The organism is Patiriisocius sp. Uisw_047, assembly GCF_047730165.1.
GTDB lineage: Bacteria > Bacteroidota > Bacteroidia > Flavobacteriales > Flavobacteriaceae > Patiriisocius.
The window spans coordinates 1212783-1231159 of sequence record NZ_CP159834.1 but is presented as its reverse complement, the minus strand read 5'-3'; the positions used below and the strand labels follow the sequence as shown (position 1 = coordinate 1231159).

Annotated in this window: 17 protein-coding genes; 8 read left to right on the top strand and 9 right to left on the bottom strand. The window is 37.4% G+C overall.

Going from position 1 to position 18377, the window contains the following annotated elements:
• The first annotated feature begins 53 nt into the window (after nucleotides 1-53).
• Both ABXT71_RS05450 and ABXT71_RS05445 read left to right on the top strand, forming a co-directional pair.
• Complete coding sequence (locus ABXT71_RS05450) at nucleotides 54-500, top strand: TPM domain-containing protein (protein WP_415372835.1); 447 nt, start codon at nucleotides 54-56, stop codon at nucleotides 498-500.
• A 173-nt stretch (nucleotides 501-673) separates the two neighbouring features.
• The gene (locus tag ABXT71_RS05445; RefSeq protein WP_415373069.1) at nucleotides 674-1438 is read left to right on the top strand and encodes a TPM domain-containing protein; all 765 of its coding nucleotides are present in this window, start codon (nucleotides 674-676) and stop codon (nucleotides 1436-1438) included.
• Between the two features lie 71 nt (nucleotides 1439-1509).
• Here ABXT71_RS05445 and ABXT71_RS05440 read toward each other — a convergent pair whose 3' ends face one another.
• The 3 genes from ABXT71_RS05440 to der form a co-directional block, all read right to left on the bottom strand.
• Nucleotides 1510-4278 carry an outer membrane beta-barrel protein gene (locus tag ABXT71_RS05440; RefSeq protein ID WP_415372834.1) on the bottom strand — a complete coding sequence of 923 codons (2769 nt, stop codon included), beginning with the start codon at nucleotides 4276-4278 and terminating at the stop codon, nucleotides 1510-1512.
• 164 nt (nucleotides 4279-4442) lie between these two features.
• The gene (locus ABXT71_RS05435) at nucleotides 4443-4919 is read right to left on the bottom strand and encodes a Dps family protein (protein ID WP_415372833.1); all 477 of its coding nucleotides are present in this window, start codon (nucleotides 4917-4919) and stop codon (nucleotides 4443-4445) included.
• A gap of 73 nt (nucleotides 4920-4992) precedes the next feature.
• The gene (gene der, locus ABXT71_RS05430) at nucleotides 4993-6294 is read right to left on the bottom strand and encodes a ribosome biogenesis GTPase Der (RefSeq protein WP_415372832.1); all 1302 of its coding nucleotides are present in this window, start codon (nucleotides 6292-6294) and stop codon (nucleotides 4993-4995) included.
• A gap of 156 nt (nucleotides 6295-6450) precedes the next feature.
• Here der and ABXT71_RS05425 point away from each other — a divergent pair, with 156 nt between their 5' ends.
• From ABXT71_RS05425 to ABXT71_RS05415, 3 genes are all read left to right on the top strand, one after another.
• The gene (locus ABXT71_RS05425; RefSeq protein ID WP_415373068.1) at nucleotides 6451-6867 is read left to right on the top strand and encodes an RrF2 family transcriptional regulator; all 417 of its coding nucleotides are present in this window, start codon (nucleotides 6451-6453) and stop codon (nucleotides 6865-6867) included.
• Between the two features lie 93 nt (nucleotides 6868-6960).
• Nucleotides 6961-7905: a pyridoxal-phosphate dependent enzyme gene (locus ABXT71_RS05420; RefSeq protein WP_415372831.1), complete on the top strand. Its 945-nt coding sequence runs from the start codon at nucleotides 6961-6963 to the stop codon at nucleotides 7903-7905.
• A 28-nt stretch (nucleotides 7906-7933) separates the two neighbouring features.
• Entirely contained in the window at nucleotides 7934-8473 is a 540-nt protein-coding gene (locus tag ABXT71_RS05415) for an RNA methyltransferase (protein WP_415372830.1), read from the top strand.
• Here ABXT71_RS05415 and folK read toward each other — a convergent pair.
• A complete protein-coding gene (gene folK / locus ABXT71_RS05410; RefSeq protein WP_415373067.1) occupies nucleotides 8470-9582 on the bottom strand; it encodes a 2-amino-4-hydroxy-6-hydroxymethyldihydropteridine diphosphokinase in 1113 nt (370 codons plus the stop codon). The genes ABXT71_RS05415 and folK overlap by 4 nt on opposite strands.
• Nucleotides 9583-9807: 225 nt before the next feature.
• Here folK and ABXT71_RS05405 point away from each other — a divergent pair, with 225 nt between their 5' ends.
• On the top strand, nucleotides 9808-12465 hold the full coding sequence (locus tag ABXT71_RS05405; protein WP_415372829.1) for an AsmA-like C-terminal region-containing protein: 2658 nt from the start codon (nucleotides 9808-9810) through the stop codon (nucleotides 12463-12465).
• 136 nt (nucleotides 12466-12601) lie between these two features.
• Here the strand turns inward: ABXT71_RS05405 and ABXT71_RS05400 are convergent, their stop codons facing one another.
• The 3 genes from ABXT71_RS05400 to ABXT71_RS05390 all read right to left on the bottom strand — a co-directional run bounded on the left by ABXT71_RS05400 (nucleotide 12602) and on the right by ABXT71_RS05390 (nucleotide 14234).
• On the bottom strand, nucleotides 12602-12865 hold the full coding sequence (locus ABXT71_RS05400) for a T9SS type A sorting domain-containing protein (protein ID WP_415372828.1): 264 nt from the start codon (nucleotides 12863-12865) through the stop codon (nucleotides 12602-12604).
• Between the two features lie 81 nt (nucleotides 12866-12946).
• The gene (locus tag ABXT71_RS05395; protein WP_415372827.1) at nucleotides 12947-13327 is read right to left on the bottom strand and encodes a hypothetical protein; all 381 of its coding nucleotides are present in this window, start codon (nucleotides 13325-13327) and stop codon (nucleotides 12947-12949) included.
• A gap of 112 nt (nucleotides 13328-13439) precedes the next feature.
• Complete coding sequence (locus ABXT71_RS05390; RefSeq protein ID WP_415372826.1) at nucleotides 13440-14234, bottom strand: DUF2797 domain-containing protein; 795 nt, start codon at nucleotides 14232-14234, stop codon at nucleotides 13440-13442.
• 38 nt (nucleotides 14235-14272) lie between these two features.
• On the opposite strand from ABXT71_RS05390, the gene ABXT71_RS05385 reads away from it, so the two are divergent.
• Together ABXT71_RS05385 and ABXT71_RS05380 are read left to right on the top strand one after the other, a co-directional pair.
• Entirely contained in the window at nucleotides 14273-15793 is a 1521-nt protein-coding gene (locus tag ABXT71_RS05385; protein ID WP_415372825.1) for a GH3 auxin-responsive promoter family protein, read from the top strand.
• A 235-nt stretch (nucleotides 15794-16028) separates the two neighbouring features.
• The gene (locus ABXT71_RS05380) at nucleotides 16029-16214 is read left to right on the top strand and encodes a hypothetical protein (protein ID WP_415372824.1); all 186 of its coding nucleotides are present in this window, start codon (nucleotides 16029-16031) and stop codon (nucleotides 16212-16214) included.
• 58 nt (nucleotides 16215-16272) lie between these two features.
• Here the strand turns inward: ABXT71_RS05380 and ABXT71_RS05375 are convergent, their stop codons facing one another.
• Entirely contained in the window at nucleotides 16273-16605 is a 333-nt protein-coding gene (locus ABXT71_RS05375; RefSeq protein WP_415372823.1) for a hypothetical protein, read from the bottom strand.
• A 489-nt stretch (nucleotides 16606-17094) separates the two neighbouring features.
• The gene (clpX, locus tag ABXT71_RS05370) at nucleotides 17095-18327 is read right to left on the bottom strand and encodes an ATP-dependent Clp protease ATP-binding subunit ClpX (RefSeq protein ID WP_415372822.1); all 1233 of its coding nucleotides are present in this window, start codon (nucleotides 18325-18327) and stop codon (nucleotides 17095-17097) included.
• Nucleotides 18328-18377: the final 50 nt, after the last annotated feature.

Sequence of the window (18377 nt, the reverse complement as noted above, 5' to 3'; positions counted from 1 at the left end):
TTGGATCTTCTTTAACAATCAACTAATTATTAAACAAGCATAGCACCCACATCATGAGTAAAGTAGAAGATTTCCTTACCAAAAAAGAAGAAGCCGAAGTGGTAGAAGCCATCCGCCAGGCAGAACTGAACACAAGTGGTGAGATAAGAGTTCATCTCGAGCAACACGCATCTATAGATGTTTTTGAGCGCGCTGTAGAGGTTTTCGATTTTTTACATATGGATAATACCAAGCGGAGCAATGGCGTACTAATTTATGTTGCTATAGAAGATCGTGAGTTGGTCATTATGGGAGATAAAGGCATTAATGATATTGTGGGCCCTATGTTTTGGGAAAGCACAAAAAACACCATTGTAGATCACTTTAAACAAGGTGACATGTGCAAAGGATTAAGGGATGGCATTTTAATGGCTGGTGAACAGTTAAAAAAACATTTTCCTTATAAAAAGGGTGATACTAATGAGTTGCCCAATGCTATTTCTGTGGGACCATCAGTTTAATTTTATGCTACTTTTGATGTGTAAAGCATCTCAAATTCATTCTGAAATCTTTTTGAGGCTTTTTGCTTTTACACATTTAATATTAATAATAGTGATGTCAGTCTGACATTATCAAATTATAACTTTTGAGTTTTAAAAATAGACTTCATCTTTTCTTCTCTTTATGTATCCTGATGTTTACAGCATCAAGTTATGCGCAATTTGATATTCCTACTGTTCCTTCAAAAGCAGCGCAGACGTCACTCTACGATTACATTGACTTATTAAACCCGAGTCAAAAACAAGCCCTAGAACAGAAATTGATTAAGTATGCAGATTCTACTTCTACACAGATTGTGGTGGCAATTATTGAATCTAGTAATGGCGAAGGACTGGATATGCTCGGCGCTAGATGGGGTCAGAAATGGGGTATTGGGCAAGCCGATGAAGATAACGGAATCTTAATTCTATTAGCTAAAGGAGATCGCAAAATAGACATTAATACGGGTTACGGGATTGAGTATAGAATCTCAGACCGTGATGCAGAACAGATTATCAATAGGGTAATGATTCCTGAGTTTAAGAATAATGACTTCTATGCGGGTCTCGATAAAGGAAGTGATGCAATTTTTGCTGCCCTACAAGGAGAGTTTAAAGAAGAACGTGAATTTAGTAAGGATAGCGACGGTATTCCTGTAGGTCTTATTGTATTCATTATTTTTATAATTCTCATTATCGCACTCAGCTCTAAAAAAAATAATGGCAATGGCAAAAATGGCGGAAAACGCCGTGGCTCTAGCCTACTCGATGTGATTATTCTATCGAGTATGGGCCGCACTGGAGGCTTTGGTGGTGGAGGTGGCTTCGGTGGGGGTGGCGGTAGTTTTGGTGGTGGAGGATTTGGTGGAGGTTTCGGAGGCGGAGGCTTTGGAGGCGGAGGCGCTTCTGGAGGCTGGTAATGCAAGGTCAAATCCCTTTATAAACGGACGTTTTTCAAACTCTTAAAATTTCCGAAGTAAAAAGTCCATTTTTAATCCCACCAACCGTTATCATTGGTCTCTCCTTTTTTACCCAGCGTATTAAACTTATAACTAAAACTAAGCATAAAAAACTGTTGCAGCACCGTACTCTGGACATCTTCAATATAGTTTGCACTAGAACTTCTGCGGGCATTCGTATTTTGCTTGAGCAGATCATAGGCCTTTAAAGTCAAGACAGCTTTATCACTGAGAATGGAATATGCGAGAGAGCTGTTCCATAATACAAAAGAGTTGTTAAACCCCGCTGCTACGTTAGGGTTATTTTGGTATTGAATATCACTGTTCCAGTCTAGTTTCTTCGGAAACGTGAGCGTCGTTCTTAATCTGGCAGTATGTGTCACATAATTTTCATCTTCAAATTCAACTAGATCAAAGCTGTTTTTACTGATATCAAAGTCATAAGAAGGTCGAATCTCAAAGAGGTCTTTCCACGTATATGTAAACCCTAAATTCGGGCTCACGGTAGTAGTCGCGCTTTTGTACTGCACATCATTATTAAAATTGACGGTCCTGTTCCCGTTTACATACAATCCCATATCTACTTTTACCGTGCGTAGACTATCTAATTTTTTACTCTTGTTCCAACCTCCTCCAGCGTAAAAATTATAGGCGCCATCCACATTATCATAGGTTGTCGTTCTTACAAAGTTTTCATCTATAGTAGATCTAGATACTACATTATCATTGGTAAGATTAAAGCTCGCATTACTATAAAAACCAGATCTCGTCTGCCAATCATAATTATTTAAACCTAAATATATTCTGTGGCTGTTTTCTGGTTTTAGATCTGGGTTCCCTTGTACAATGTCTAATGGATCCGAAATATCAATAAAGGGAGATAATTTTGTTACTGAAGGCGCCTCATTCTCTAAAGAATATCCAGAATACAAGCTCATCTTATCTGAAAAGTTATAACTGAATCTCGTTCTTACTTCTACCGCGTTAAAGTCATTATCAAAGTCGATATCCCGCAATGCATCACTGCTTTCTAGGGTTCTGAAAACGTAGCCAAAACTTGCACTCGCACGCATCTTTTTGCTGTTATATCGTATCCCTAATTCTGGCGTAGTGCGCCTGTCTGTATTTGTAAAATCTGTGCTCTGTGCTAGGTTGAAATCTGAATAGTCTTGGGCATCTTCATTAAAATCAAACACCGTTCGCTTATCTTCTCTTTTACGATCACGATACTCGTAGGAGCCAGAGATGAAAAGAGTATCGGCGATAATTGGATAGTTGACCGTTGTTTTAATTTCGTATTGATTGTTTTTGGTATCACCATTGGTAGTTTGGTTTCTCACAATCGTCTCGGGATCATCACCAAAAATATCTGTCACACTAAAATCAAACTGATCATTCTCAGTATCTGATATGTCATTCTCTACAGAAACTCGCACATAAGCCCCTCCGCTTCCCCATTTTTTTGTTGCCGTCGCTCGATTTTCAAAACTTCTCCGAGCATTCTCTGTACTTCTATCACTATTAGACTGGTTAGAAACATCTCCATTTTCTCGTTTTGTTTTTTCGTCGTTAGAGAATCTTGAAGATCCATTACTATAACTTAAACTGGGCCTTATGTTTATCAAAAACGTACTGTCGATTTCGGTTTTAAAACTTAGGTTTGCTGCGTGCCCTTCTGTCTCGGCATCAGCATTTGATTTTCTGCTTGAGAAAAAACGACTGTCTGGCAATATGTTTTCACGCTCGCTCTCACTGTCATTAAAAGAACTAGAACCGGTATAAAAATAATCTAATGTTAAGTCTGTGTTCTCTCCTAATTCATCTGCATAATTGGCACCACCTACGCGCGAATTTACAATTCCCTCTCCCCCTCCAAATTGGCGTCCACCATAATTAATAGACCCATTACTACCCGTTGAAATAAAACGAGCACCTCCAAACATCTTATTTAGTTCTCCAAAACTAAAGCCAGGCGAATTTGTATTATTACCTCCACCTAGCGCGCTTATTCTAACGTCATTATCAAAATAATTAACGAGACCCGCAAACTCAAACCGTTTATCTGTGCCTCCGCCTGCAGAGAGACGTCCAAAGATTCCTTTATTCTTTTCTTCGTCTATCGTGATGTTTATAGTTTTATTTTCTTCTGATCCTGCTTCACCAGTGAAGGCTTCACTTTCTGTTTTTGTATCTACTATTTGTATTTTATCTACGATTTCTTTGGTAAGGTTACGCGTCGCAATCGTTGGATCATCACCAAAAAAAGGTTTCCCATTTACTAGGATCTGATTCACTGGTTTTCCGTTAACTGTGATTGCTCCGTTTGCATCTACTTCTACTCCCGGAAGTTCTTTAAGTAAATCTTCTACGTTCGCATCCTTCTTTGTTTTGAAAGAGGACACATTAAACTCTAAGGTGTCCTTCTTAATAGTAACCGGAACTCGACTTGCACGAACGACTACTCCTTTTAGAGCTTCTGTAGAAATCTGCATTTTTATGGTATCGAGATTTATATTTCGACTTTCCAGTGCTACTTCTTGGGAGTATGACGTGTAACCCGTGTAACTAATGTTTAACCGCATTTTTAACTGGCTCGTATTTCCGCGTAATAAAAACGCTCCCTTTTGATCACTTATGGAATAGGTAATTAGAGAAGAATCAGTCATTTTTTCTACATAGATGGTGGCAGACTCTAAGGGAAATCCTTGGTCCTTCTCTGTTAAAACACCTTGAATAGAAAAATCTTGAGCGTACATAGAACTGCTGCACACGAGCAGTAGAAGTGTAATAAATTTATTCATGCAATGAATGGTTGATTGATGATTTAAGGAGGGGATACTAGTAAAACTAAAGATCTTGTCTTCTAGTCTAACGGATTTAGTTTTTAACGTTTTATTAACATCTTTTAGAAATGCAAAAAACCACATCCTTATGAATGCGGTTCTTATATTTTTTCTGAAATTCTTTAATCGTTCGCTACAAATGCTGAATACATCCAGATCAATTTTTCTTGCTCACGTATGTAATCACTCATTAATGCATTCGTCCCTTCATCATTACTATCTGCAGAAAGCCGTAGTAAATTTCTTTCTAATGGTAGTAATATTTCATATGCCTCAAGAATTTTTTTGATGGCTTGTACACCATCGGAAACATTCTTTTCAGGTTTAATTTTAGCTTTTTGTGCGTAATCTTCAAACGTATGAAGTGGTGTTTGTCCAAGGGTAAGAATACGCTCTGCGATTTCATCAATTTTTAATTGTGAATCTGTGTACAATTCTTCAAATTTCACATGTAGTTCAAAAAATTTATCCCCTTTAATGTTCCAGTGAAAACCACGAGCATTCATATAGAAGAATTGATAATTAGCGAGCAGCTCATTAAGCTTTTCACTAAGCACAAGTACGTGTTTGTTCTCTAATCCAATATTATTCTTTTTCATAATTCATTCCATTTATAGGAGTTAAGGTAACATAAAAGAACAACACACCAAAATTTGGAGAGCAATTAATTAGCTACTTCTTTCTAATATAAATGGTCACAGGAACTCCGTTAAAATCAAACTCTTCGCGCAACTTGTTCTCCAGAAAACGCTTGTATGCTTCTTTTACATATTGCGGTAAGTTTGCGAAAAATGCAAAAGCCGGATACGGCGTAGGCAGTTGCGTAATATATTTTATCTTCACATACTTCGCCTTGTACGCTGGCGGCGGATTACGCTCTATAATAGGTAGCATCGTGTCATTCAGCACACTTGTTTTAATTCGCTTGCTACGGTTTTGATATACCTCAACGGCAGTCTCTATCGCTTTAAAAATACGTTGTTTGTTTAAAACAGACATAAATACAATAGGCACATCTACCCAAGGTTCGCATTGTTGACGAATGTGTTTTTCAAACTCCTTAACAGACTCATTGTCCTTCTCTACTAAATCCCATTTATTTGCTAAGATCACCACCCCTTTATTATTTCGGTGTGCGAGCCAAAGTATATTTTGAACCTGCCCATCAAAACCTCGAGTGGCATCAAAAACAAGGATAATCACATCGCTATGTTCAATAGCTCTTACACTGCGCATCACAGAATAAAATTCAAGATCTTCTTTCACTTTAGCCTTACGTCTTATCCCAGCAGTATCTACCAGGTTAAACTCAAAACCAAAACGGTTGTAACGCGTATCTATACTATCTCTAGTAGTACCCGCAACATCTGTCACGATATATCTATCCTGCCCTATAAGTGCATTAATAAAGGATGATTTACCAGCATTAGGACGACCTACTACTGCAAAGCGAGGTAATTCTACTGTTTCTTTTTCATCTTCCATAGGCAGTGCAGAAACTAGATCATCTAGTAAATCTCCTGTACCACTTCCGTTAATACTCGATAGTGTGTAATATTTTTCAATTCCCATATTGTAGAATTCCACCGCGTCGTTCTGACGGTTGGCAGCATCTACTTTATTAACCGCTACAAAAAACGGTTTTTGACTTTTCCGAAGTAATTTTAAAACATCTTCATCCATTCCAGTCACACCATCTTCAACACTCACCATAAAAATAATGGCATCTGCTTCATCGATAGCGAGCTCGACTTGCTTGTCGATTTCTGCTTCAAAAATATCATCACTTCCCTTTACATATCCTCCTGTATCGATCAATGAAAACTCCTTTCCATTCCAATCACTTTTACCGTAATGACGATCTCGCGTCACGCCGCTCACCGCATCTACAATAGCCTCACGACGTTGTATCATACGATTAAAAAAAGTGCTTTTCCCTACATTAGGACGCCCCACAATGGCAACAATACTCATAGTCATTTCTTTAGGCTGCAAAAATAGACTTTATTTTATTGTGCTTGACCTCAGGCTGCATAATTGTTGCTTCTGAAATACTAAATTTCTACTATTTATCTCCTAAAATGAAAATTGCTTTTGAACATGAAATATTTACTGTGTATTTTCGTGACGATGTTATCCAGAAAAACTAAATACGGAATCAAAGCACTTACTTTTCTTGCTCAGCAAGAAAAGAATGACCCTACTCAGATCTCTATGATTGCATCTTCGGAAAACATCTCTCAAAAGTTTTTAGAGAGTATTTTACTGACGCTCAGAAAAGCTGGAATTTTAGGCTCGAAAAAAGGAAAAGGTGGCGGCTACTATTTACTAAAAGACGCAAATGATATTAAGATCGCACAAGTATATCGTGTGCTTGAAGGCCCCATTGCTATGGTTCCCTGCGTAAGTCTTAACTTTTACGAAAAATGTGACGATTGCCCCGACGAAGATGCTTGCAGTGTACATAGCTTAATGATTCAGGTACGTGATAGTACGTTGAATATTCTTGAGAATACTTCACTAGCAGATATCATTGCAAAAGGATAGCACTTTCCATTTTCTATTTAATATCATTCTCCTTAAAAAGTAAACTTCAGATTTATAAAGGCACAAAGTAACTTAGAGCCTTATCTTTGTCTTATGGTAGTAGACTACAAACAAGATCTTATTGACGCAGTGAAGCGCGTACATAATTATGTATATCAAACGCCCATTTTAACTTCATCATTGATGAATAGCCTTACGGGTGCACAATTGTACTTCAAGTGTGAGAATTTTCAAAAGATGGGTGCTTTTAAAATGCGCGGTGCTGTGAATGCTATTTTGCAATTAACAGCTGCTCAAAAAGAAGCTGGCGTGGTGACACATTCTTCAGGTAATTTTGCACAGGCTATTTCGCTTGCAGCTCGTAACTTAGGCATCAAAGCCTATATCGTGATGCCGTCTAATGCTCCTAAGATTAAAATAGAGGCTGTAAAAACCTACGGTGGCCACATTATTCTTTCTGAACCTACGCTTGCATCAAGAGAAGCCGAAGCAGAAAAAATAGTACAGGAAAAAGGCGCAACGTTTATTCATCCTTCTAACGATTATAATGTAATCTTAGGTCAAGGAACCGCGGCTTATGAGCTGTTACAAAAACAACCAGATCTCGACTGTATCACGACACCTGTTGGTGGGGGAGGTTTAATAGGCGGTAGTTGTATTGCGGCCCATTTTTTTGGCAATAACTGCATCACCATTGGCGCAGAACCTGCTACGATGGATGATGCAAAACGTTCTTTACAAGCTGGGGAAATTCAATTTAATAATGGAGGGCTAACCGTGGCGGATGGTCTAAGAACACACCTAGGAGATCTAAATTTTCCCATTATTAAACAATTTGTAGATGACATTCTGCTTGTTGAAGAACAGCAAATTATTGACGCGATGAAACTCATATGGCAGTATATGAAAATAGTCGTGGAGCCCTCGAGTGCCGTCCCTCTAGCAGCGATACTTGCAAACCCCGGCATCTTTAAAAATAAAAAAGTGGGTGTCATTATTTCTGGCGGAAATGTAGACCTTACAAATCTTCCTTTTTAAAAAATAATAACATTTGTGGAATTTACTTATGAAACATAGAAAACTCAAAAATAGCGAACTCGACCGTGTAGATGTTGACGCATTTATAGCAGCGAAGAAAACGCCGCTCATTATTGTACTTGACAACATACGGAGCTTAAATAACATTGGTTCTGTATTTAGAACGGCAGATGCTTTTTTAGTTGAGAAAATTTATCTCTGCGGGATCACCGCAACGCCACCACATAAAGACATTCAGAAAACGGCACTTGGCGCCACAGAGAGTGTGAAGTGGGAGTACGTAGAAAGCACCGATGTACTCATAGCATCTTTGAAAAAAGAAGGAGTAATAGTATGTGCCATTGAACAAGCAGAGCAATCTGTTTCTCTAGAAGAGTATGAGATTGGATCAAATAAAAAATATGCTGTAGTTTTTGGTAACGAAGTTAAGGGAGTCCAACAATCGATAGTTTCTGCCAGTGATGCGGTGATTGAGATTCCTCAGTTTGGGACCAAGCATTCCCTCAATATCTCAGTAAGTGCGGGGGTTGTTGTTTGGGACTTTTTTAAGAAGCTAACGCTTTCTTAGGCTAAGATTTGCCTCACAATAGATAAATAATCCGCTCTATTCTTCACAAAATCCATGTCTGAAATGTCAATAATTTTAACATTGCTCGTGTGTTGATTTTTTATAAACTCTAGATAACCATCATTAATCTTATTGAGGTATTCTGCCTTGATGCTCTTTTCATAGTCACGGCCACGTTTTTTGATATTCTCCAGTAATCGATCTGTGTTTTGATATAAATAAACATATACATCCGGCTTAGGCAACTCTTTATACATTAAAGAGAATAGCTTTTTGTAGAGATTGAATTCTTCGTCTTGCAAAGTAATATTCGCAAAAATTAAGGACTTATATGCATCATAATCTACTATCACCCGTTCCTTAAATAAATCGAATTGCTTTATATCTTCTAGTAACTGTTGATACCTATCTGCCAAAAAAGACATTTCTAATGGGAAAGCATACCGCGCTTGGTCTTCGTAAAACTTAGGCAAAAAGGGATTGTCCTTAAAACGCTCTAGAATGAGCTTAGCATTAAAATCTACAGACAATAAATGGGCAAGACTCGTTTTTCCAGCTCCTATATTTCCTTCGATAGCAATATAATTAATGGCGTTAAAATCAAAATCCTTAATAGGGTTGCGCAGCCATTTTGATTGTTTTATAATTTCACTGGTGTCTTTTGTTTCTGCAAGAAGTTCTTGTGTACTCATATCTTTACCAGGGATGATAAGCGCGTTATCAATTTCTGCAAGAGGCTGTAATACAAATTTGCGATTAAGGATCTCTGGATGAGGCACCTGTAAATTAGGTTTATTTATTACTTCATCGTTATATAGCAATATATCTATATCGATTACGCGTGAGCTATACCCCTCTGTTGCTGTTCGTTCTCTTCCTAGCCATTTTTCAATTTTTAAAATTTCAGAAAGCAGTCTAGAAGAAGTTTGGGTTGTATCTACTTGTATCACACAATTAAGGAAAGCCTCACCATCAAAACCAAGGGCAGGCGTTTCATATATTGAAGAGATTTTAACTACAGAGCCTACACGCTCAAAAAGCAACTGAACCGCCGCTTGTAGATGCTCAAAGCGATTGCCCAGATTACTGCCGAGCCCTAAATATGTGATGTTAGATAGTATAATGGTACTGTGATTTTAATGATAAAAATGAGGTTTGCAATCTTAATACTAATTTAACTAAATCGAAACGAATGACCGCTATCTTTGTCCACAATTGTAAAAAAAGGACAGCTATTCTTCTAGATTTTTTGCTCGCCTTTGAAACCATCCTATTCAATATACGTTAGTATTGTAGTGCTTCAAAAATAATATAAACTCAAGAACATTTCAGCAATGAAAAAAGTATTTAAAATAATCGGAATCTTTTTACTCTTAATAGTAATCGCATTAATTGCAGCGCCTTTTCTATTTAAGGATTCTATTGAAAAAATAGTGAAGAAAACCATCAACGAAAACCTAAATGCGACTGTTGAATGGGAAAGTCTTGACCTCTCTCTTTTTAGCAGTTTTCCAGATGCTACCCTTACCATCAATAATTTTAGTGTGATGAATAACGCACCTTTTAAGGGAGACACCCTAGCGAGCGGAAAAATTTTAACCCTAGATATGGGGGTGACGCAGCTTTTTAAAACACAAGACGAGTCCATTAAAATAGATGCCTTGTATCTTGAAGAAGCTTTTATCAATATAAAAGTGGACAAAGAGGGGAACGCCAACTATGATGTCGCAATAAAAAATGACGCGCCACTGACCGATGAAACAACAGGTAACGCTGGTTTTAGTTTTGATTTAAAACGCTACGAGCTAAAAGACTCACGCATTAATTACCTAGACGAAAGCACGGAAAATTTCTTGATACTCACAGATGTTAATCATACTGGGAAAGGAGATTTTTCTTTAGCAACGTCAGAATTAGACACAAAAACCGAGGCTATTGTATCTTATAAGCTAGGTGATATCGCCTATCTAAATAAAAACAAGGTGACACTTGACGCGGTTATTATGATGGATCTCGTAAATGAAAAATACACCTTTAAAGAGAATGAGGCTAGAGTGAATCAATTGCCCCTAACCCTGGATGGGTTTGTAAAATTGAATGAGACTAATAACGAGGTGGATCTTACGATAAAAACCCCATCTTCAGATTTTAAAAACTTTCTGGCGGTGATCCCAGAAGTATATGTAAAGAACCTTGATGGCGTAACAACAACCGGGAACTTTACTGTGAATGGGGTATTCAAGGGGATTGTAGACGACAACCACATTCCGACGATGGATATCAAAATACGCAGTGACAACGCTTCTTTTAAATATGCAGCATTGCCTAAGGCGGTAGAAAACATTACTATAAGTGCAGATTTAATAAACACTACTGGACGTATGCAAGACACCTATGTGATGCTCAACGGTGTTTCATTTAAAATAGACGACGAGCTTTTTACAACAAGCGGAAGCATAAAAAACCTCACGACAAATATGCTTGTAGATCTCGCGATGAAAGGCACGCTCAACTTGGCAAATATTGAGAAGGTTTTGCCTATAGAACTTGATCAAGATTTGACTGGTGTTTTCTTTGCAGATGCCCGGGCGCGTTTTGACATGGAAGCGATTGATACGGAACAATACAACCGTATTAATACAGCCGGAACGGCAAGTTTAACAGATTTCTCCTATAATGATCCAGCTTTTAAAAACCCTATTAATATTAAAACAGCAGGGATTAACATGAAGGCTGGCAGCATACTATTGACGCAACTCGAGGCAACTTCTGGGGCCACAGACATTGCTGCTTCTGGGCAGATACAGAACCTCATCCCTTTTTTAATGTCTAAGCAAGATTTGAAAGGTACTTTTAATGTCAACTCTAAGAACTTTAATGTCAATGATTTTATGACTGCGGAAACGTCCACAAATGAAACCTCAGGCAAGACATCTGAAAGTAGCACTGAAGTTGCTGGGGCAAAAATTCCTGATTTTCTCGATGCCCGTCTTAACTTTACCGCAGACAAGGTTATCTATGACAACCTAGAATTAAAAGATACCAGAGGTTCTGTTGTTATTAAAAACGAAACGGCAAGTTTAGAAAATGTAACCTCAAAAATACTGGGTGGTGATATTGCTTTTGGCGGAAATGTGAATACCCAAAATAGCACACCAACCTTTGCGATGGACCTTGATTTGAGCAAAGTAAACCTCGCTCAATCGTTTAAAGAATTGAAACTTTTAGAATTTCTAGCACCAATTATGCAAAACCTAGATGGCATTTTAAGCACCAACTTAAAGCTTAGCGGTAATCTTACCCAAGAAATGACGCCAGACTTAAAGTCTCTAAGTGGTAATGCCATCGCTCAAATACTTACGGCTGAGTTTAGTGGAGAAAAGTCTCCGCTGCTTTCAAAACTCGATGAAAAACTTAACTTTATAGACCTCGACGATATAGGCTTAAGAGATGTCACCACCGCCTTATCCTTTAAAGATGGAGGTATACAAGTCGCGCCTTTTAACTTTGATGTAAAAGGAATACAAGTAACAGCATCTGGGAGTCACAAGTTTGACAAAACGATGGACTACAGTTTAAGTCTTGATGTTCCTGCTCGTTACATGGGAAATCAAGTAGGTGGCTTACTAGCTAAACTTAACGCTGCAGATGCAGAAACAATGACTGTAGCATTGCCGGTTACTTTAAAAGGTTCCTTCTCAAATCCAGAAATAGGGATTAACACGAATGCAGCAATATCTCAATTAACGCAGCAGATTATTGCAGCGCAAAAAGACCAGATTAAAGATGGAGGGCTTTCTGCTATAAAAGACCTATTAACTGGAGGGAAAAATACCCCACAAGATTCGACCTCAACTGGAAATTCTATTCCTAGCATCCCGACGACGATTCCTACTTCTGAAGAAGAAGTAAAAGAAGAGATTAAAGATGTCATAAAAAATGGATTAGGGAATCTTTTTGGGAAAAAGAAAAAAGATAGTACAGGGAATTAGATTTTTAGACCACTTTGTTGAAAGAAGAAAGAACTTATGTAAAACACTAATAAACTCTAAATGTCACCTTGAGCCTGTCGAAAGGTTTTTGATTATCTTAATTAACAACTTCGACAGGCTCAGTTTGACAATTTGATTACAACTTAATAATCTTCTCCACTTTTTTTAACCCATTTGCAGCCTCAAGTTCTAAAAAATAAACCCCAGATGTAAAGCTTGCTATATCAAGCGTATATGTATCAAAACTCATTGCACTTTTAATTAAAACACTTTTACCAGTTACATCATATATAGTTACAGAAAGGTTTTCTAATAATTGACCACTCGTGATCGTAACAACATCTTGTGTTGGATTAGGATAAAAAACAACATTACTCAACTCATTTTGCAAAACACCCAATAACGCACTGGTATAGACCCCTTGATCACCTTCTACATTAGTAACTGTGAGAGTAACTATATCTCCTTCTTGCTCTAAGGTTTAGTTAAATGGGTTCTTCGCAGTACCATCATTTCCTTCTGTCCTATAAATAGAATAATGTTGATCCAAGAACTCAAGAACGGCTTGATTCCCGCAAGTTCCTATAAGTGCTACTTCTGCATTATTTAACTCGAAAAAATTATTTGGTAAATATTCTATAGAACCTCCTAATGCTTCTTCACAATTTGGGTGTACCACTTCTATTAAATCTGTAGTAAAATAAAGTTCTCCTACTACACTCTCAAATGGCGGGAAAACATCATTATCATCAATAATCACTTTCTGTAAATACCAATCATTTTCAAAAAGTTGAGGGTCTTGGGCTATCCCTTGATAAAGACCAACAAATAAGAATATTAATATTATATGTAAATTTTTCACGAATTCTAATTTATTGTTATTTGAAACACTCGTAGTAGTATTAACCAACATTACATATGCAGAGGTTGCCCCATCGGTGATATAATTTACAGTTAGATTTGACACTACGGGATTAGGCAATAGCTAATTGCACCACAAACCCTTCGCTCCCTCTCACATTAAAAACAGTATCATCTTCAAAAATGAGGTATTGTCCTTTTATGCCTTTAAGCACTCCACTAAATTGGGGTGTTTTTTTTAGGTTCAAGCTTTTTAATTTTTTTGGATATTTCAGCACAGGAAATTCTAGGTTGGTTTCAGCATTGTTTTCTAGATAATAAGGCATTGCTTCTACTGGAATAAAAGCTTTTAGTTTATCGCGCCACTCGACTAGATTTTCATCCTGTATTTCATTTTTAAGCATCGTGCGCCAGTTGGTTTTATCACCTACGTGCTCTTTTAATGCCACCTCAGCAATCCCTGCAAGATACCGATTGGGCACTTCTAGAATCTCTATAGCTTCGTGTGCTCCTTGGTCTATCCATCGAGTAGGTACTTGTGTCTTACGTGTTACACCTACTTTTACATTACTACTATTAGCAAGATATACTATATGCGGTTTTAGTTGCACTTTCTCTTCATAGGCTAAATCGCGGTCTTCTATACCTAAATGTGCTTGGCTTAGTTCTGGTCTCATTATCCAGTCTGCTGCTTGTGGGATATCAAAAAAGCATTGACGGCAAAAACCTTGGCGATAAATCTCTTTATTCAAGCTACAATTTAAGCACTCATATCCCACAAAATGAATAGACAAGTGTTTGTCTAGCAATTGATTTACATGCAAGAAGTCATTTTCAAATACCAGGTAGTACTGGATAGGACTTCCATTTTCGGTTTTCATTTTAGTAAGAACACCTTTATAATGCATAAAATTTGTATTTTTAAACCTTAAAGATACTTTAAAAAATGCCAATCCCTTTAGTCAATTCTGTTGCGTCTTGGTTTCTCAAAAAGCGATTTCACCAGATAGAATTATTTCTAAAATACCCTAACGAAGTTCAGGGAGAACTACTCACGTCCTTACTGCAATGCGCTAGTACTACGGAAATAGGAAAAAAATATGACTTTGGCAGTATTCATACCTATCGTGAATTTGCAGATCGCATACCCGTCACTACCTATGAAGAAATACAGAGTGACATCGAGCGAAGCCGTCGTGGCGAAGGCAACATATTATGGCCAACTCCTATAAAATGGTTTGCAAAATCTAGCGGAACTACAAATGCAAAGAGCAAATTTATTCCAGTCTCCACAGAATCTTTAGAGCAATGCCATTATGCAGCAAGTAAAGACTTGTTATGTATGTATCTCAATAACAATGCAAACTCACAATTATTTTTAGGAAAGAGTTTACGATTAGGTGGCAGCAAAGAATTATACCGAGAAAATGGCACCAGCTATGGTGATTTATCTGCTATTTTAATAGACAATATGCCTTTTTGGGCAGAATATAGCAGCACACCTAGTAATGAAATATCATTAATGGGTGATTGGGAAGTCAAGATGCAGGCCATTGTGAATGAGACGATTCAAGAAAATGTAACTAGCCTTGCGGGCGTGCCGTCATGGATGCTAGTTTTATTAAACAATGTTATAGAAACTACCGGAAAAGGCAACCTGTTTGATGTCTGGCCTAATCTTGAAGTTTATTTTCATGGGGGTGTGAGTTTCGATCCTTATCTAGAGCAATATAATAAGATACTGCCTAAAAATGATTTTAGATATTACGAAATTTATAATGCCAGTGAAGGATTCTTCGCATTGCAAGACAGAAACGCAAACAAAGAACTCTTATTAATGCTAGACTACGGGATTTTCTATGAGTTTATCCCAATGAACACCTATGGGAGTCCGCAACAAAAAGTAATCCCTTTGAGCGAAGTGGAAGTTGGCGCAAACTACGCTATTGTCATTACGACTAATGCCGGCTTATGGCGCTATAAGGTGGGTGACACGGTACGATTCACCTCTGTGAATCCCTATCATATAAAAGTAACTGGAAGAACAAAGCATCATATTAACGTGTTTGGGGAAGAACTGATCATTGAAAATGCAGAAGCGGCCTTACGTAAAGCAACCCACGCTACTGGATGCGAAATTGTAGATTACACTGCGGCCCCCATTTTTATGGAGGGTAAAGAAAAAGGTGCACACGAATGGATGATTGAGTTTAAAAGACCTCCAAGAGATTTTGCTGCATTTTCTGCAATGCTAGACAAAGCGTTGCAAGAAGTAAATAGTGACTATGAGGCAAAGCGTTTTAACAATACAACACTAAACGCTCCTAAAGTGCATAGCGCCCGTGAAAAACTGTTTTATGATTGGCTCAAAGAAAAAGATAAACTAGGGGGCCAGCACAAAGTACCTAGATTATCAAATACCAGAGATTATCTCGAAGAGCTTATCATTCTAAACAAGACATTTTAATCGCTCATTTCACTACTGTATTTGACTTAAAAAATAAACTCCAAAACCCAAATCCCGTTTAAAAACACAATTATAGTGCTTAAAAACAGGTTCAAATACACTGCTTTTACAGGATATACTTGTAATTAGAGCGAATCGTGCATTTCAACGATAATCCCCTTCATACATCTAAAAATATTGGTAGTCCTTTTCTTACTCCATAAATTTGTAGTGTAGAAAGCAACAATATCGTGTAATGAAAAAACTAATATTCATACTAGCAGCAGTTATCTTCACAGGAGCATTTTCGGCTTGTGGGACAACTCAAAATTTTCAGAAGAGTGATTCTGAAATAGCTGGCTACACGCTAAAAAACAAGAAAGAATTAATGGAACAAAAAATTCTTAATAAGAAATCTAAAACTCTTTTAGCTACACCGTAAGTAAAATACATACATTTATACCCAACCCTTTAAGCAATTAAAGGGTTTTTTTATGTTTTCATTCTACTTTTACAAGAATATGGTCATCCTGACATAGTTTTATCAATAATTTACGTGAGCTTTTTTGCCTTAAGATACTCAAAGTAATGGCACGTGTTCCTTCTTCGGAAAATATAAGATCTTTATTTATGGTGCTGAGTGTTACATATTTTGGAAAGTCGTATTGCCAGTAGCTATTTTCCATACACTTTGAAATTTGATTAAATTCAATATTTAGTGGGTCCTCAAAAACCCCGTAGCCACTTGCCGAAAGTTTTCGGTTTGTGATAGTATTCACATGATCTTTGCAGCGTAGTGTGATGTATATCTTTTTACCATCGTTATGGCTCAAATGTGGTAAGAGCGGGAATCAATCAATAAACGCGAAATTCGCATCAAGATGCACGAGCTGGACGACGAGATATTTCCGCTGAAAATCTAATACTACTTCTTCTAAGAGAGCACTTAACTCTATGTTACGTAGTTTTATTCATAAGTTTATAAAAGAAATAATGCGCCTGGATGGCCTCATTCGCTATGACGGGCTCTCGTCTATAAATTGAAGCTAAGGGAGGTACAATCACACATGTTGCTAACAAATAGAGCACAGTCAAATAAACCATTCTTTTTAAGTGGTGTTTAGAAACCGTGCGTTTTATTAGTACAAGCACTAACAAATATATAAGTCCTCCTATTTGTTTGACCACTGTTAGCATAAGTGCAATGCCTATGTGGGCTGTAAATTTTAGGAGTTTATAAAGCAAAAAAGTGACTTAAATAAAAACGCTCCCGTCAGATAAAAAGTATCAAAGGGAGCGTTTGGTAATTATATGCGCACTATTTAAGAAACTGCTTTCAGTTTTTTAATAGTGGACTTGTTTAGCTTTTCTTTTACGTACTCTACATTCACTGAAAGGAACGTTGTGTCTGTTCCTGGAAGCTCATACATCGCATCTGTAAGCACCGCTTCACAAAGTGAACGTAATCCTCTTGCCCCGAGCTTATACTCAATAGCTTGCCCTACAATGAAATCTAATGCTTCTTCTGTAAGCACTAACTCTATGTCGTCCATCTCAAACAGTTTTTTATACTGCTTTATGATGGCGTTTTTAGGTTCAGTAAGAATAGCTCTTAATGTTGCCTTATCTAAAGGGTTCATATACGTCAGCACTGGAAGACGACCAATGATCTCTGGGATCAACCCAAAATCTTTCAAATCTCTAGGAATGATATACTTCAGCATATGATCTTTATCCAAAAACTCTTCTTTCTGCGTTGCGCTAAATCCTACAGCTTGCAAATTCAATCTTTTTGAGATATGTCTATTAATCCCGTCAAAAGCACCACCTGCAATAAATAGAATATTTTCAGTATTAACTTCAATAAATTTCTGGTCAGGATGTTTACGACCTCCTTTAGGCGGCACATTCACAACAGTTCCTTCTAGCAATTTTAATAAAGCTTGCTGTACCCCTTCTCCACTTACATCTCTCGTGATGGATGGGTTATCGCTTTTTCTAGCAATTTTATCGATTTCATCTATAAAGACAATTCCGTTTTGTGCTTTTTCTAAGTCATAATCTGCCGCTTGTAAGAGACGTGTTAGAATGCTCTCCACATCTTCTCCTACATAACCAGCCTCTGTCAACACAGTTGCATCAACAATCGCTAAAGGAACATTGAGCATTCTAGCAATCGTTTTTGCTACCAAGGTTTTACCTGTTCCAGTCTGTCCCACCATAATGATGTTACTTTTCTGAATTTCAATATCGTCATCTGTTTTAGGCTGCAACAATCGCTTATAGTGATTGTAAACAGCCACAGATAAGACTCTTTTAGTATGCTCCTGCCCAATAACATAATCATCCAAAAACTCTTTAATCGTTTTTGGCTTTTTAAGCATCAGCTCTTTTGTAACGACATCTCCTTTCTTATGTACTTCTTCTTCTTCTACAATACCGTGCGCCTGCTCAATACAGCGATCACAGATGTGTGCATCTAGACCCGCAATAAGCAGATTTGTCTCTGGTTTTTTTCTACCACAAAACGAACATTCTAATATTTCCTTTGCCATGATCCCTCTTTTGTCATTCCCTTAAAATAGGAAATTCTTTATTTTATTCG

What these genes read in the sequence shown, in the direction of transcription:
- der (WP_415372832.1), bottom strand. Translation starts at nt 6,294, where the DNA reads ATGAGTATTGTTGCCATTGTGGGGCGTCCTAATGTAGGGAAAAGCACT.
- ABXT71_RS05440 (WP_415372834.1), bottom strand. Translation starts at nt 4,278, where the DNA reads ATGAATAAATTTATTACACTTCTACTGCTCGTGTGCAGCAGTTCTATG.
- clpX (WP_415372822.1), bottom strand. Translation starts at nt 18,327, where the DNA reads ATGGCAAAGGAAATATTAGAATGTTCGTTTTGTGGTAGAAAAAAACCA.
- ABXT71_RS05405 (WP_415372829.1), top strand. Translation starts at nt 9,808, where the DNA reads ATGAAAAAAGTATTTAAAATAATCGGAATCTTTTTACTCTTAATAGTA.
- ABXT71_RS05435 (WP_415372833.1), bottom strand. Translation starts at nt 4,919, where the DNA reads ATGAAAAAGAATAATATTGGATTAGAGAACAAACACGTACTTGTGCTT.
- ABXT71_RS05390 (WP_415372826.1), bottom strand. Translation starts at nt 14,234, where the DNA reads ATGCATTATAAAGGTGTTCTTACTAAAATGAAAACCGAAAATGGAAGT.
- ABXT71_RS05445 (WP_415373069.1), top strand. Translation starts at nt 674, where the DNA reads ATGTTTACAGCATCAAGTTATGCGCAATTTGATATTCCTACTGTTCCT.
- ABXT71_RS05380 (WP_415372824.1), top strand. Translation starts at nt 16,029, where the DNA reads ATGAAAAAACTAATATTCATACTAGCAGCAGTTATCTTCACAGGAGCA.
- ABXT71_RS05420 (WP_415372831.1), top strand. Translation starts at nt 6,961, where the DNA reads ATGGTAGTAGACTACAAACAAGATCTTATTGACGCAGTGAAGCGCGTA.
- ABXT71_RS05450 (WP_415372835.1), top strand. Translation starts at nt 54, where the DNA reads ATGAGTAAAGTAGAAGATTTCCTTACCAAAAAAGAAGAAGCCGAAGTG.
- ABXT71_RS05425 (WP_415373068.1), top strand. Translation starts at nt 6,451, where the DNA reads ATGTTATCCAGAAAAACTAAATACGGAATCAAAGCACTTACTTTTCTT.
- ABXT71_RS05415 (WP_415372830.1), top strand. Translation starts at nt 7,934, where the DNA reads ATGAAACATAGAAAACTCAAAAATAGCGAACTCGACCGTGTAGATGTT.
- ABXT71_RS05385 (WP_415372825.1), top strand. Translation starts at nt 14,273, where the DNA reads ATGCCAATCCCTTTAGTCAATTCTGTTGCGTCTTGGTTTCTCAAAAAG.